14 protein-coding genes are annotated in these 14,135 nt (G+C 47.0%); 1 reads left to right on the top strand and 13 read right to left on the bottom strand.

Annotation, left to right across the window (positions count from 1 at the left end):
- Positions 1–10 precede the first annotated feature (10 nt).
- From N530_RS0115575 to N530_RS0115560, 4 genes are all read right to left on the bottom strand, one after another.
- A complete protein-coding gene (locus tag N530_RS0115575) occupies positions 11–1,045 on the bottom strand; it encodes a TRAP transporter substrate-binding protein (RefSeq protein ID WP_026481461.1) in 1,035 nt (344 codons plus the stop codon).
- A 62-nt stretch (positions 1,046–1,107) separates the two neighbouring features.
- Positions 1,108–2,430, bottom strand: a complete 1,323-nt coding sequence (locus N530_RS0115570) for a TRAP transporter large permease subunit (RefSeq protein ID WP_018688138.1) — start codon at positions 2,428–2,430, stop codon at positions 1,108–1,110.
- Positions 2,430–2,996, bottom strand: a complete 567-nt coding sequence (locus tag N530_RS0115565) for a TRAP transporter small permease subunit (protein ID WP_018688139.1) — start codon at positions 2,994–2,996, stop codon at positions 2,430–2,432. Before N530_RS0115565 ends, N530_RS0115570 begins: the two co-directional genes overlap by 1 nt.
- Positions 2,993–3,769 (bottom strand): N-formylglutamate amidohydrolase, encoded by a 777-nt coding sequence (locus N530_RS0115560; protein WP_026481460.1) that lies wholly within the window; start codon positions 3,767–3,769, stop codon positions 2,993–2,995. Before N530_RS0115560 ends, N530_RS0115565 begins: the two co-directional genes overlap by 4 nt.
- A 135-nt stretch (positions 3,770–3,904) precedes the next feature.
- Here N530_RS0115560 and N530_RS0115555 point away from each other — a divergent pair, with 135 nt between their 5' ends.
- Positions 3,905–4,765: a MurR/RpiR family transcriptional regulator gene (locus N530_RS0115555; protein ID WP_026481459.1), complete on the top strand. Its 861-nt coding sequence runs from the start codon at positions 3,905–3,907 to the stop codon at positions 4,763–4,765.
- 17 nt (positions 4,766–4,782) lie between these two features.
- Here N530_RS0115555 and N530_RS0115550 read toward each other — a convergent pair whose 3' ends face one another.
- From N530_RS0115550 to N530_RS0115510, 9 genes are all read right to left on the bottom strand, one after another.
- Positions 4,783–5,544 carry an SDR family NAD(P)-dependent oxidoreductase gene (locus tag N530_RS0115550; protein WP_051541007.1) on the bottom strand — a complete coding sequence of 254 codons (762 nt, stop codon included), beginning with the start codon at positions 5,542–5,544 and terminating at the stop codon, positions 4,783–4,785.
- Positions 5,545–5,682: 138 nt separating this feature from the next.
- The gene (locus N530_RS0115545) at positions 5,683–7,404 is read right to left on the bottom strand and encodes an ABC transporter substrate-binding protein (RefSeq protein WP_026481457.1); all 1,722 of its coding nucleotides are present in this window, start codon (positions 7,402–7,404) and stop codon (positions 5,683–5,685) included.
- A 67-nt stretch (positions 7,405–7,471) separates the two neighbouring features.
- Positions 7,472–7,753, bottom strand: coding sequence for a DUF2160 domain-containing protein (locus N530_RS0115540; RefSeq protein ID WP_026481456.1), 282 nt, complete (start codon positions 7,751–7,753; stop codon positions 7,472–7,474).
- A 12-nt stretch (positions 7,754–7,765) separates the two neighbouring features.
- Positions 7,766–8,575 (bottom strand): carbohydrate ABC transporter permease, encoded by an 810-nt coding sequence (locus tag N530_RS0115535; protein ID WP_026481455.1) that lies wholly within the window; start codon positions 8,573–8,575, stop codon positions 7,766–7,768.
- Between the two features lie 86 nt (positions 8,576–8,661).
- Positions 8,662–9,549, bottom strand: coding sequence for a carbohydrate ABC transporter permease (locus N530_RS0115530; protein WP_018688146.1), 888 nt, complete (start codon positions 9,547–9,549; stop codon positions 8,662–8,664).
- Positions 9,550–9,551: 2 nt separating this feature from the next.
- A complete protein-coding gene (locus tag N530_RS0115525) occupies positions 9,552–10,625 on the bottom strand; it encodes an ABC transporter ATP-binding protein (RefSeq protein ID WP_026481454.1) in 1,074 nt (357 codons plus the stop codon).
- 2 nt (positions 10,626–10,627) lie between these two features.
- A complete protein-coding gene (locus tag N530_RS0115520) occupies positions 10,628–11,707 on the bottom strand; it encodes an ABC transporter ATP-binding protein (protein WP_026481453.1) in 1,080 nt (359 codons plus the stop codon).
- Positions 11,708–11,719: 12 nt separating this feature from the next.
- Positions 11,720–13,270: a glycerol-3-phosphate dehydrogenase gene (gene glpD, locus N530_RS0115515; RefSeq protein WP_051541006.1), complete on the bottom strand. Its 1,551-nt coding sequence runs from the start codon at positions 13,268–13,270 to the stop codon at positions 11,720–11,722.
- A gap of 78 nt (positions 13,271–13,348) precedes the next feature.
- The gene (locus N530_RS0115510; protein WP_026481451.1) at positions 13,349–14,116 is read right to left on the bottom strand and encodes a DeoR/GlpR family DNA-binding transcription regulator; all 768 of its coding nucleotides are present in this window, start codon (positions 14,114–14,116) and stop codon (positions 13,349–13,351) included.
- Between the last annotated feature and the right edge of the window lie 19 nt (positions 14,117–14,135).

Here is a 14,135-nt window from a genome sequence, read left to right as displayed (position 1 = left end):
CAGCTAAAGCTTAGCTGTAGCGGTATGGACGTCCCGCTTTTTTCATGTCGTTATTATATTTGCGGAAAATCTCGACAACCTTTGCTTTCGTTGGCGATTCTGCGGCAATTTCATCCCAGAATTTAACAGCTGCATCTTCCACTGTCGCCCATTCCTCATCTGGAATAGTTGTCAGTTTCAGCTTATCGCCATTCACACGAAGATCGGATTCACCGCCCCAATACCACCACTGACGATAGTAATGGCTTTGCTCCATACAAACAGTCAGAAGTTCTTTCAGATTGTCCGGTAGTTCATTCCAACGGTCCATATTGGCAAAGAAATGGCCAATCCAAGCACCCGAAATGTTGTTGGTCAGGAAGTAGTTTGTCACATCTGCCCAGCCAACTGTGTAGTCTTCGGTAATGCCAGACCAAGCAATGCCGTCAAGTTCACCAGTTTGAACAGCAGTTTCAATATCTTCCCAAGGAAGCGTTACAGGCACAACACCAAACTGGCTCAAGAAACGGCCAGCTGTTGGGAATGTAAAGATACGCTTGCCTTTAAGATCGGCCAATGAATTGATCGGGTCTTTTGTGGCAAAGTGACATGGATCCCATGCACCAGCTGAAATGTGTTTCACGCCAACAGCGGCATATTCTTCATCCCAGATTTCTTTCAACCCATACTGGTTAAACAATACCGGAACATCCAGCGAATAACGGCTGCCGAACGGGAAGTAACCGCCAAAAACAGTAACCTCGGTTGGTGAAGCCATTGAGTCATCATCAGACTGAACTGCATCAATTGTGCCGCGTTGCAAAGCTTGGAAAAGCTCGCCCGTTGGAACCAATTGGTCGGCATAAAAAAGTTCAATTTCCATCTGATCGCCGGCGATTTTGTTGAATGTATCAATCGCTGGTTTGATAACGTGCTCACCCAATGCACTGCCTGCATAAGTTTGCATACGCCATTTGATTTTTGATTGTGCAATGGCAGGTGTTGCCAATGCAGCGGCTGGTGCAGCCAATGCCGCACCCTTAATAAATGTACGTCTTGTCGTCATGGTACTCTCCTCGGTTTCAGCTCTATTTAAAAAACAGTTGCCGCCTCTTTGCGAGGTTCTTGTTATTTCCCGTATACGTAGTTTGGCAGCCACATCGCGATTTGCGGAAACAGCATGACCAAGATCAGTGCGAACAACATCACCAGCACAAATGGCGTGATTGATGCGTAAATATCTTTAAGCGTAATGTCCGGCGGTGCCATGGCCCGCATCAAGAACAGATTATAGCCGAATGGCGGCGTCATATAAGCGATCTGTGTCGTGATTGTATAAAGCACGCCATACCAAATCAAATCAAAACCAAGCGCATCCACCAACGGCACATAAAGCGGTGCAACGATAACCAACATGGCTGTGTCGTCCAAAAACGTGCCCATAATCAGGAATGAAAGCTGCATCAAAATCAGGATCATCCAAGGATTAAGCCCAAGCTGTTCTGTGAACAATCCGTCGATCGCATTGACCGCACCTAGACCATCAAACACCGCGCCAAAGCCAAGTGCGGCAAGAATAATCCACATGAACATGCAAGAGATCGCAAGCGTTTGGCGCACGGACACTTCAAACACGGCACGCGTCATACGCTTCTTTACAACAGCCGCTAAAAACGCTGTTGCAGCACCAACGGCAGAGCTTTCCACGAGCGATGTCCACCCATTAACGAACGGCACCATCATCGCTGCAAATATGAACAAAGGAAGCAGTCCTGCACGCAGCAGTTTGAATTTTTCACTGCGTGAAATATCGCGGTCCGCTTCCGGAAGCGCAGGCCCAAGCTCTGGCTGAATACGGCAACGAATATAGATGTAGATCATAAACATTGCGGCCATCATCAAGCCAGGCAAAATGCCCGCAAGCCAAAGCTGACCAACCGGTTGGCGTGCAATCATTGCGTAAAGCACCAACACCACCGATGGCGGGACAAGAATACCGAGCGATGATCCAGCTTGAATAACACCTGTCACCATGCGCTTATCGTAGCCACGCTTGATAAGTTCAGGCAGCGCAACGGTCGCGCCAATTGCCATACCAGCAACAGAAAGGCCGTTCATCGCTGAAATCAAAACCATCAAGCCAATTGTGCCGATAGCCAGTCCGCCGCGCACCGGTCCCATCCAGACATGAAACATTTTGTATAAATCGTCGGCAATCTTTGATTCCGACAGCACATAGCCCATGAAAATGAACATAGGCAGCGTCAAGAGTGGATACCATTTCATCACTTTCATTGCCGATGAGAATGGAATATCTGAGCCGCCAACGCCCCACAATGCAATCGCTGCAATCGCACCAATGGCACCGATTGCACCGAAAACACGCTGACCTGTAAAAAGCATCAGCATCATGGAGGAAAACATGAAGATGGCGATCATCTCTTGTGACATTAAACGGTGCCGCCTTTAATTCGAATGAGGTCTTTCAAAAGTTCGGATATGGCTTGAAGCAGCATAAGGAAGAATCCGAAACACATGATGAGTTTGATCGGCCAAATTACGGGACGCCATGCCGTCGCGCTATGTTCTAAGCGCCCTATTTCTTCTGCACCTGTGAGCAAGCCCCAATAAAACTGGAACGGCACATTTTTATAATGCCCAAGCGAATAGGCCATTGAGCCAAGCGCGCCATAAAGCAAAACACCAAGATAGAAGATCAACATCAACACCGTAATCGCATCAATCTGTGCTTTTCGATGATCGCTCCACTCGCCATAGAAGAGATCCATGCGTACATTAGCACCGATCTGGATCGAATATGGCCCACCCAGAATGTAGTAAGTGACCATCGCAAATTGCGCCATTTCCAATGTCCAAAGCGATGGATTAAAGAAGGTTTTGGAAATCGAAGACCAAAGCAAAATCCCGCCCATGACAAAAATGCCGTACATCATCACGCGCCCGATGCGATAATTCATGGCATCAACACTGCGGATATAGGTACGGGCAAAACTCATGAAATCACCTGCTTAGCCTGATCTGTTTGTGAGACGCTTCCAAGGGCATCGCTAAACAATCCAGCGAGCATATCGGCAGCAGCTTCACAATCTGCATCTGTCGCGATCAAATCATTTCGAATTTCAATCATCACATTAAGCAAGCCGCGCCCCAAACCATGCTCAACAAGCGTATGCATAACACCGTCCTGCGCGCCGTAAGGTTGGTTACGCTCAACTTTCATTGAAGTATGTTTAGACGCATGCATTAAAATTGTATCTGCAAAACGCGAATCCGTATCGTGCAAAATACCAATTTCCACCGCCCTAGCCTGCCCTTTATAAACGGGTGTAAAGCTATGAATTGTAACAAGCGCAATGTCAGCGCCATGCTTATCAAGTTCAGATTTTAGCGCCGCCTCAAAGGGAAGATAAAATTGATCGACACGCGCCTTAATGTCCTCAGCAGTCAAATCTAAATTGCCCGGAACATCAAAAACTTCACTGCGCGATGGCACAGCATCAATGGCTTCAGGCGGCCGATTACAATCGTAGAGCAAACGAGAGGCCACACCAAGAACCGCAGGAGCATTAAGCTTTTCGCTTAGAAACCGCGTGACCATTGCAGCGCCAGGATCCCACGCAATATGGCTTTGGCGCAAATCTTCTGGCAGTCCGAGATTGTCATATTCATCAGGAATAAAATTCGACGCGTGCTCGCATACAAATAAGAATGGTGACTGATGACCACTTCTTAAAACTTCAATCTGCGGTGTTTGCTGCGTCTGCGACAAGTAAAAAACCCTCCGTCAAAATCCCCGTTTTGTAAAATCCTCTTCAATTGAGTTGAGCTTGTCAAGATTTATTCTATTTTCTTTTTTGCTTTGATACTTTAAATCTTGTTTTCAACGAAGGGGTGAAACTGTCCGATGAAATCAATTGCCGAACGTTTGCAGGATAAGACAGATCAGCTCACCCGCGCCGAACGGCAGCTCTCTCAAACCATTATGCAAAATTATCCAGCGTCGGGATTAGGTACGATTACCACACTGGCAAGTGCCGCTGAGGTTTCAACGCCAACAGTCGCACGGTTGGTGCAAAAGATTGGTTTTACGGGCTTTCCCGACTTTCAAGCGCATCTGCATAAGGAGCTGAATGAGAAAATTTCAGGTCCAATCGCCAAGCGCGAAGGCTGGGCAAACAATGCGCCGAACGAGCATATCATAAACCGTTTCACCGATGCCGTTATCGACAATATCAAACATTCATTGGCCGACATTGACACCGAACTTTTTGACCAAGCGTGTCAAAAACTGAGCGATGTGGATCGACGAATTTTTGTTGTGGGTGGGCGAATTACGCGCACACTTGCAGATTATTTCTTTTTGCACATGCAAGTTATCCGAAATAATGTAACGCACATTAGCTCAAGTTCGAATGCATGGCCGCATTATCTGATTGACGTGACTGAAGGTGATATTGTCGTTATTTTCGACATTCGCCGCTATGAAAACAGCACATTAAAATTGGCTGAAATGGTACGTGAAAAAGGCGCTGAAATAATACTCTTTACCGACCAATGGAAGTCCCCCATCAGCAATTACGCCAGCCACAGCTTTAGCAGCAGAATTGCCGTTCCGTCTGCTTGGGACTCCAATGTAACCTGTATGCTACTGGCTGAAATTGTGATCGCCGAAGTTCAAGAGCATCACTGGGACACGACAAAAGAACGCATGCAGGATTTAGAAAACATGTTTGACCGCACGCGCTTTTTTAGAAAGTTTTCGTAGTTCTACAGACGTTTTAATCAGCAGATAAGCTGCCCGCCATTGATTTCAAAAACTTGGCCCGTGACATAGCCAGACAAGCGTTCACTGGCAAAGAAGACATAAGCAGGCGCGCAATCATCCGCAGTCCCTAATCTGCGAAGCGGAATAGCATTTCTCGTCTTTTCCAACTTTTCTTTCGTCGAATAACGCTCATGAAAGTCCGTCGCAATTGTGCCCGGTGAAACGGCATTAACCCGAATACCATCTGGCGCAAGTTCAGTTGCAAGCGCCTTTGTATAAGTCGCAACAAAGGCTTTCGTTGAACTGTAGATGGACGACCCTGCGCTACCGCCGGTGGTAGCAGAAATCGAAACTGTGTTGATGATTGACGCACTATGGGAGGTTTTCAATAACGGTATCAACCCGCTAGTGATCCGCACAACAGAAGTCTGATTAAGCGCCACAAGCTTATCATATTGCTCCATCGTCAATGCGTCCGCAGCAAAGCGCCCCAGCATTGTGCCCGCATTGTTGATCAGCACATCCACACCTGATGTCTTTGATTTTACAAAATCAACGAAATCAACGCATGTTTGACCTTCGGATAAGTCACCCTCAAATACCGCGTCAGCGATACCATCCAATGATGAAGCTGTACCCGCGCGTCCGCTATGAGCAATCAGCTTTGCCCCGCACTCAACAATAGCCTGTGCAACCGCCAAACCTATGCCGCGCCCAGCGCCAGTTAAAACAACTGTCTTTCCAGCCAACAAATCCTTATCGAAACCGAATTTTGTCATGTCGCAGCTCCAAATTTGAGAACTTTTCGTTCCTCATACGCAATCATAAAACCAATTAAATAAGGGGCCAAAACATGTTTTGGCCCCTCTTTTAGCGCGCGGCAATGGCCGCGTGCATATCAATTAAAAGTGTTCAGCTTACTGCCAGCTTTTGATCAACTCATCATATGAAACTGTTTCGCCTTGCGGCTTTTCATTTTCAATTTTTGGTTTTGGTGAGCCAGGCTCAGCAAGCCAGAAGTCAGCACCTTTTTCTTCGTTCAGCTTAGGACCAAGATCGCCCTGAACGCCTGCGCGTTCCAAACGAGAAAGTACTTTTTCCTGTGCTTCACAAAGGCTATCCAATGCACCCTGCGCAGTTTTCGCGCCTGACATTGCATCACCAATGTTCTGCCACCAAAGCTGTGCGAGTTTCGGGTAATCTGGAACGTTAGTACCAGTTGGAGACCACTGAACACGCGCTGGTGAACGGTAGAATTCAACCAAACCGCCAAGTTTGTCAGCACGTTCAGTGAAGTGATCTGACTGGATTGTTGATTCACGAATGAATGTTAGTCCAACATCAGATTTTTTCACATCAACAGTTTTTGACGTTACAAACTGAGCATAGAGCCAAGCAGCTTTTGCACGATCAACCGGTGTTGATTCCATGAGTGTCCATGAACCAGCATCCTGATAACCAATCTTCGTGCCTTCTTTCCAGTAAACACCATGCGGTGAAGGTGCCATGCGCCATTTTGGCGTACCATCTTCGTTCATGACTGGAAGACCAGGTTTCACTGTGTCAGCTGTAAAGGCTGTGTACCAGAACATTTGCTGGGCAACATTACCCTGCGCAGGAATTGGGCCAGCTTCACCGAATGTCATACCCATAGCTTCAGGTGGTGAGTATTTGTTGAGCCAGTCAATTGCTTTTTCAACAGCATAAACAGCAGCTGGAGAGTTAGTTGCGCCGCCACGTGCGACACAAGAACCAACAGGCTGTGAGTTTTCGTTTACGCGAATACCCCATTCATCAACAGGAAGACCATTTGGTTCGCCCACATCGCCCATGCCTGCCATAGACATCCATGCGTCAGTGTAGCGCCATCCTAGTGATGGGTCTTTTTTACCATAGTCCATGTTGCCATAGATTTTGCTATCAATGCCCATATGTGAAAGATCGCGGCCTGTGAAGAATTCTGCGATGTCTTCATAAGCAGACCAGTTGACCGGAACGCCAAGATCATAGCCGTATTTTTCTTTAAAGTCGGCTTTGTTTTTGTCGTCGTTGAACCAGTCATAGCGGAACCAGTAAAGGTTCGCGAACTGCTGTGTTGGAAGCTGGTAAAGCTTGCCATCTGGTGCAGTTGTAAATGATGTACCGATGAAGTCTTCCAGATCAAGCGTTGGGCTTGTGACATCCTTGGCTTCGCCAGCCATCCAGTCAGTTAGGTTACGAACCTGCTTGTAGCGCCAATGCGTACCGATCAAATCGGAATCGTTGACATAGCCATCATAGATGTTTTCACCAGACTGCATCTGAGTTTGTAGCTTTTCAACCACATCGCCCTCACCGATCAAGTCATGTGTGACTTTGATGCCGGTAATTGCAGTAAATGCTGGTGCGAGAACTTTTGACTCATATTCATGGGTCGTGATTGTCTCGGATACAACTTTAATTTCCATGCCATCAAATGGCTTAGCTGCATCAATGAACCATTGCATTTCTGCCTTTTGTTCATCTGGTGACAGCACTGAAAGTTCGCCGATTTCATCGGCTAGAAACTTTTCAGCTGCGGCCATGTCAGCATGGGCGGCTGTGCCCATAGCCAACATCAGCACGCTGGCTGCGCTGGTTGTTAAAAGGTAATTTCGCATTATTAATCCTCCCTAAGGTTCAATGCGTTTTGAAAAGAGCTTGTCGCCCCTCTCATTTAGTCGAGTGCTATACAGTTCTAAACACAACGATTGCGTAGAGAACTGAGACACCCATGGCCCACCAAAGGCTGGGACCGACAAGGCCCAACCAGGCAAGGTTGATAAACGCCGCGCCAAGCAACGATATAAAAAGCCGGTCGCCGCGTGTTGTTTCAAATCGTAGAATGCCAACGCGTGGATTGCCGCCCGGTGAGAAATATTCCCACACGCACATAGCGATGAGGCAGCTTATAATTCCGACCCAAAATAGTGTGGTTGGGCCAGTCCATGCCATCCATGATAATTCCATGACAAACTCCCCCTAAACCCGTCCGAGGGCAAAGCCCTTGGCGATGTAATTACGTACGAAATAGATAACCAGCGCGCCCGGAATAATCGTCAAAACACCTGCCGCAGCAAGCACGCCCCAATCGACACCAGATGCGCCAACTGTACGCGTCATAATAGCGGCAATCGGTTTTGCATCTGTTGTTGTCAGTGTGCGTGCAATCAATAGCTCAACCCATGAGAACATGAAGCAGAAGAACGCAGCAACACCGATACCCGAAGCAATCAATGGTGTGAAAATCTTGACGAAAAACTTCGGAAACGAATAGCCATCAATATAGGCTGTTTCATCGATTTCCTTTGGCACGCCAGACATAAATCCTTCCAAAATCCACACAGCAAGCGGAACGTTGAACAGGCAGTGTGCAAGCGCAACAGCAATATGCGTGTCGATCAATCCAAACGCGGAATAGAGCTGAAAGAACGGCAACACAAACACCGCAGCAGGCGCCATACGGTTAGACAAGAGCCAGAAGAACATGTGCTTATCGCCAAGAAAGCGGTAACGCGAAAAGGCATAAGCAGCAGGCAATGCCACGCTGATCGAAATCACCGTATTCATGGCCACATAGATCATCGAGTTGATATAACCATTATACCAAGACGGGTCGCTAAAAATGACGCGGTAATTGGCAAGCGTCGGATTGGCAGGCCAAAGCGAGAATGAAGACAGGATTTCCTGATTATCCTTAAAGCTCATATTGGTAAGCCAATAAATCGGCAACATAAGCAAAATGATATAAATCGTCGGCACAAGCCACTTTAGGCTTCGCTGCTGCTTCATCGAATTCGCCGTGCGAACCTTCGTGATGTCAATCTTATTACCAGATGCATCCGTTGGCGTTGAGGGTGTTAGCATTGTATCAGCCATTATTCTCCCGCTCCCTGCTCTGGCTTGTCTGAGCCCGTGTGGCTCATGACTGTAAAGAACACATAACAAATTAAGATGATGATCAATTGATAGATCAGTGACATAGCAGCTGCCGGTCCAAGGTCGAATTGGCCGATGGCTTGTTTGACGAGATCAATAGACATGAACGTCGTTGAGTTACCCGGTCCGCCGCCCGTTAAAACGAATGGTTCGGTATAAATCATGAAGCTGTCCATAAAGCGCAGCAAGAATGCGATAATCAAAACACCGCGCATCTTTGGCAATTGAATGAAACGGAAAACAGACAACTTAGAAGCGCCATCAATGCGTGCAGCTTGATAGTAAGCATCGGGTATAGAAACCAAGCCAGCATAACAAAGCAGCACAACAAGGCTTGTCCAATGCCATACATCCATCACGATAATCGTGACCCAAGCATCAAAGATGTTTGAGGTGTAGTTATAATCAACGCCGATCGCTTCAAGCGTGTGGCCAAGTAAGCCGATATCAGCACGCCCAAAAATCTGCCAGATCGTACCAACAACGTTCCAAGGAATAAGAAGCGGCAGCGCCATCATAACGAGGCATACTGGAACCCAAGGGCCCTTTTTAGGCATACACAGCGCGATACCGATACCAAGCGGAATTTCGATACTCAAAATGATAAATGAGAAGAGCAAATTGCGGCTTAGCGAATTCCAAAACCGCTCAGAGCTCAAAACATCTTCAAACCATTCAGTGCCAGCCCAGAAAAATTGGTTGTTACCAAACGTATCTTGAACGGAATAGTTCACCACCGTCATGATCGGAATGATCGCGCTCAGCGCAACCAATACAAAAACAGGAAGAACGAGAAACCACGCCTTGTTATTATAGGTCTTGTCCATGATCAGGCGCCCTTTCTAACCAAGTGTGAATTCTCATAAATATTGATCCGCGACATATCGAAGGATACTTTTGGATCTGCAGGCACCGGAGCACCTTCTGGTAGCACAGCATTAAGCTCTTGGCCTTCAAGCGAAGCGCGAACGATCTTAAACCGTCCGATATCTTCAACTGAATTGATGCTAACTGGCATGCCTTTTTTGCCGCCTGAAAGCGTCACAAATTCCGGGCGGATACCAACCTCAGCAGTTTCACCAAGTGCGCGGTATTCATGAGCCAACTTAATTTCATGGCTGCCAATGCGTGCCGTTTTTCCTTTGACCTCAGAGGAAAGGATATTCATGCCCGGCGAACCGATGAAGTAACCAACAAATGTATGCGCCGGCTCATCAAACAGCTCTTCAGGTGTGCCGATCTGCACAACGTCACCCTCATACATAACAACCACTTTATCCGCGAAAGTCAGCGCTTCGGTCTGGTCATGGGTCACATAAATCATCGTATGACCAAGCTGGCGGTGCAAATCTTTGAGCTTCGTGCGCAACTGCCATTTCATGTGCGGGTCGATAACGGTCAGCGGCTCATCGAACAGGATCGCGTTAACATCGTAGCGCACAAGTCCGCGCCCAAGCGAAATCTTTTGCTTTTCATCGGCCGTCAGGCCGCGCGCTTTGCGATCAGCTTTATCTTCAAGGTCAAGAACCTGAATCATTTCCGCAACGCGTTTGTCGATCTCATTTTTAGGAACCTGACGATTAACCAGCGGGAATTCCAAATTCTGGCGCACCGTCATTGTATCGTAGATCACAGGGAACTGAAAAACCTGCGCAATATTGCGCTGCTCAGGTTGCAATTCTGTAACATTTTCCGAGCCAAACAGAATGTTTCCTTTTGAAGGAACAAGCAGGCCAGAAATGATATTTAACAGCGTTGTTTTACCACAGCCAGAAGGCCCAAGCAGCGCGTAAGCACCGCCATCATCCCACTCATAATTAAGCTCTTTAAGAGCAAAATCAGCATCAGTTTTCGGATTTGGGTAATAGGAATGCGCCAATCCATCGAGCGTAATTTTAGCCATGATTAAGCTCCTGCCATTTGAGGTGACGCGATCAGTCGCTCTTGCGCATCAAATACAAAGAATTTGGGCTGTTCGAGATAAACTGGCAATTTGTCGCCAATATTAACGCGGAAAACGCCGTGCATAAGCGCAACAATTTGAGATGATCCAATATCCATATGAATGAAGGTTTCAGAACCGGTAATCTCTGTCGTTGTGACAGTGCCCTCAATTTTAAGCGATTCACCAGCTGGCTCAGACAATGTGGCATGGTGCGGCCGCACGCCCATTTTATACGTACCATCGGCCTGATCAGCAATTTGCTTAGGCGCAGCAACGCGCGCACCACCAGCAGTCAGCACTTTACCTTTTTTCTCAACCGTAATGACATTCATCGGCGGGTCGGAAAATGTTTGCGCTGTGAGCAAATCTATCGGGCGGTTATAAATATCAATCGTGTCGGCAAACTGCGTGATCTGGCCTTCGTGCAGCGTTGCAGTTTGACCGCCAAGCAAAAGCGCTTCCTGCGGCTCTGTTGTTGCATAAACAAAGATCGCGCCTGTCGCGGCAAAAATCTTCGGCAACTCAACACGCAACTCTTCGCGCAGTTTATAATCCAAATTCGCAAGCGGCTCATCAAGCAAAACCAATTCAGCATCTTTAACAAGCGCACGCGCCAATGCTGTACGTTGCTGCTGGCCACCAGACAAATTAAGCGGCGTGCGGTCAAGATAAGGGCCAAGCTTCATGAGTTCGGCGGCTTCACGAACACGGCGATCAATTGTTGCAGCATCAACTTTTGCGACACGCATTGGTGATGCAATATTTTCATAAACAGTCATCGCTGGATAGTTGATGAATTGCTGATAAACCATCGCCACATTGCGCTTTTGAACAGGCATACCAACAACATTCTTACCATCCATAAGAATCTCACCAGAGGTCGGACGATCAAGCCCAGCCATAAGCCGCATCAGAGAAGTTTTACCAGAAAGCGTTGGTCCTAAAAGAACATTCAAAGACCCCTTTTCCATACTCAAGGACACATCCTTAATATGGAAACTGTTTCCAACTTTCTTGCTGACGTTTTTAAATTCAAGCACTGTGAGAAACCTTTATTCTGCAGCTTGTGAAAGTTGGGCGAATCTATTTCGCATCCACTCTTCCAACGTTGCAATTTCGGGAGCTTTCAAACGCAATCCCAGCTTAGAACGACGCCAAATGACATCGTCGGCAACTTGCGCCCATTCATTTTGCATCAAATAATCAACTTCGCGTTCGCTTAAAGAACCACCAAATTGAATGCCCATATCTTCAATTGAAGAAGCGCCATCCATAAGCATCCATACGCGCGTGCCATATGCTCGCACCAAACGCCATGCCAATTTGGGTTCTAAAAATGGGTACTTTGACTGAACTTCGGCAACAAGATCATCAAACGAACCAACTTTAAAATCGCCACCTGTTAAGGTCGAATTTGCAGTCCAAGCTTGCTTCTTAGAGCCAAGAGCCGCCTCGATTTTCTTCAGCATGGATTCAGCAAGTTTGCGATATGTCGTGATTTTGCCGCCAAAAATATTAATGACACGCGGCTCATCGCCTTCGCCATCTTCACGCAGAACATAGTCTCGGGTCGCTTCTTGCGCCTCCGAAGCACCATCATCGAAAAGCGGACGTACACCTGAGTAAGTCCAGACGATATCTTCCGCCTTAACCGGCTCTTTGAAATATTCGCTGGCCGCATCGCAAAGGTAATCTACTTCCTCTGGTGTGATTTTCACATCTTTTGGATCACCCGTATAATCCCTGTCAGTTGTACCGATCAGCGTATAATCTTGCTCATATGGCAGTGCGAAAATAATGCGATCATCTGCATTTTGGAAAATATAAGCGCGATCATGGCCATGCAGTTTTGGCACAACAATATGGCTGCCCTGAACGAGGCGTACATTTTTAGATGAATTACTGCCAAACGTATTGCCCAAAACCTCATCGACCCAAGGCCCCGCAGCATTCACAACAAGCTTAGCTGTGCGCGTGCGCGTCTCACCGGTGTTCAGGTTTTTCGTCGTGACAGACCAATGATCATTTTCGCGCTTGGCAGAGATGCACTGCGTACGGGTCTCAATAACAGCGCCGCGTTCTTGTGCATCTTTTGCATTCAAAACAACGAGACGCGCATCATTAACCCAGCAGTCTGAATACTCAAAGCCTTTAGAAAAAATAGGTTTAAGCGACTTGCCAACTTCAGCCGTTTTCAAATTAACAGTGCTTGTCCCAGGAAGAAGCACACGCTTGCCAATATTGTCATAAAGAAACAAGCCAAGGCGCAGCAACCATGCCGGGCGCAAACCGCTGTGATGCGGCAAGACAAAACGTAAAGGCCAAATAATATGCGGCGCGGATTTTAAAAGAACCTCGCGCTCACCCAATGCTTCGCGCACAAGGCGGAATTCGTAATGCTCAAGATAACGCAAGCCACCATGAATAAGCTTTGAAGACCAAGAGGACGTTCCGCTTGCAAGGTCGTTCATTTCTGCAAGGCAGACCGAATAGCCCCTGCCCACAGCATCACGAGCGATACCACAACCATTAATACCGCCACCAATGACGAATATATCAAAATCTGTTGACAAAAGATCCTCCGATCGCCGCACAATCCTCATTAAGGATTACGGTTCCCACCAAAGAATACGAAACTTAAACGAATGTCAAACGAAAGAAAACGAAAATGTGGAAAACACTCAAGATTTACTAATTTCAATCACAGTTACATCGCAATCAGAACAAATCTGCCTAATCTCATCGTTCGGCAAACGGTCAGTAACAAAGATATCTACCTGTGAGAGATGGCCGATGCGAACAGGTGCCGAGCGATCAAACTTTGAAGAATCAGCAACAAGAACAACGGTTCGAGCGTTTTGAATAATTGCCTGCGCAACCTTCACCTCACGAATGTCAAAATCCAGAAGAGAACCATCAACATCTAAAGCTGACGAACCGATGATGGCGTAGTCAACTTTAAACTGCTTGATAAAATCAACAGCCGTTTCACCAACAATGGCGCCATCGCTAATGCGCACAGCACCACCAGCAATAACAGTTTCAATCTCTGGATATATCCGCAAACTATTGGCAACATTGATGTTATTGGTGATGACGAGTAGTTTTTTATGCAAGGACAATGCGGCGCAAACTGCTTCAGTTGTCGTGCCTATATTCACAAACATAGAAGAATTGTTGGGAATAAGATTGGCAGCGGCTTTGCCTATAGCGACCTTTTCATCCGCGGCAATTTGCCTGCGCGCTTCATATTCCAAATTTTCACGTCGGTCGATACTGCGCGCACCGCCATGAACCCGAACAAGTTTCTTGGTTGAACTAAGATCCCTCAAATCAGCGCGTATCGTTTGCGGTGATGTATCGAACTCTTTGACAAGTTGCTCAACCGATACCGAACCATTGGTTTTCAGAATATCGAGAATTCTTTGATGTCTATGCCGTGACTGCACTTGTAAACCTTGTCCTTGT

Source organism: Ahrensia sp. 13_GOM-1096m, from assembly GCF_000620605.1.
Classification (GTDB): domain Bacteria; phylum Pseudomonadota; class Alphaproteobacteria; order Rhizobiales; family Rhizobiaceae; genus Ahrensia; species Ahrensia kielensis.
The sequence above is the reverse complement of the archived record's forward strand: the minus strand, read 5'-3'. Positions and strand labels throughout refer to the sequence as shown.

Excerpts from the sequence above, each read along its gene's own strand:
- N530_RS0115575 (WP_026481461.1), bottom strand. The coding sequence starts at position 1,045 with ATGACGACAAGACGTACATTTATTAAGGGTGCGGCATTGGCTGCACCA.
- N530_RS0115525 (WP_026481454.1), bottom strand. The coding sequence starts at position 10,625 with ATGGCTAAAATTACGCTCGATGGATTGGCGCATTCCTATTACCCAAAT.
- N530_RS0115535 (WP_026481455.1), bottom strand. The coding sequence starts at position 8,575 with ATGAAGCAGCAGCGAAGCCTAAAGTGGCTTGTGCCGACGATTTATATC.
- N530_RS0115550 (WP_051541007.1), bottom strand. The coding sequence starts at position 5,544 with ATGACAAAATTCGGTTTCGATAAGGATTTGTTGGCTGGAAAGACAGTT.
- N530_RS0115530 (WP_018688146.1), bottom strand. The coding sequence starts at position 9,549 with ATGGACAAGACCTATAATAACAAGGCGTGGTTTCTCGTTCTTCCTGTT.
- N530_RS0115540 (WP_026481456.1), bottom strand. The coding sequence starts at position 7,753 with ATGGAATTATCATGGATGGCATGGACTGGCCCAACCACACTATTTTGG.
- glpD (WP_051541006.1), bottom strand. The coding sequence starts at position 13,270 with ATGAGGATTGTGCGGCGATCGGAGGATCTTTTGTCAACAGATTTTGAT.
- N530_RS0115570 (WP_018688138.1), bottom strand. The coding sequence starts at position 2,430 with ATGTCACAAGAGATGATCGCCATCTTCATGTTTTCCTCCATGATGCTG.
- N530_RS0115545 (WP_026481457.1), bottom strand. The coding sequence starts at position 7,404 with ATGCGAAATTACCTTTTAACAACCAGCGCAGCCAGCGTGCTGATGTTG.
- N530_RS0115555 (WP_026481459.1), top strand. The coding sequence starts at position 3,905 with ATGAAATCAATTGCCGAACGTTTGCAGGATAAGACAGATCAGCTCACC.
- N530_RS0115565 (WP_018688139.1), bottom strand. The coding sequence starts at position 2,996 with ATGAGTTTTGCCCGTACCTATATCCGCAGTGTTGATGCCATGAATTAT.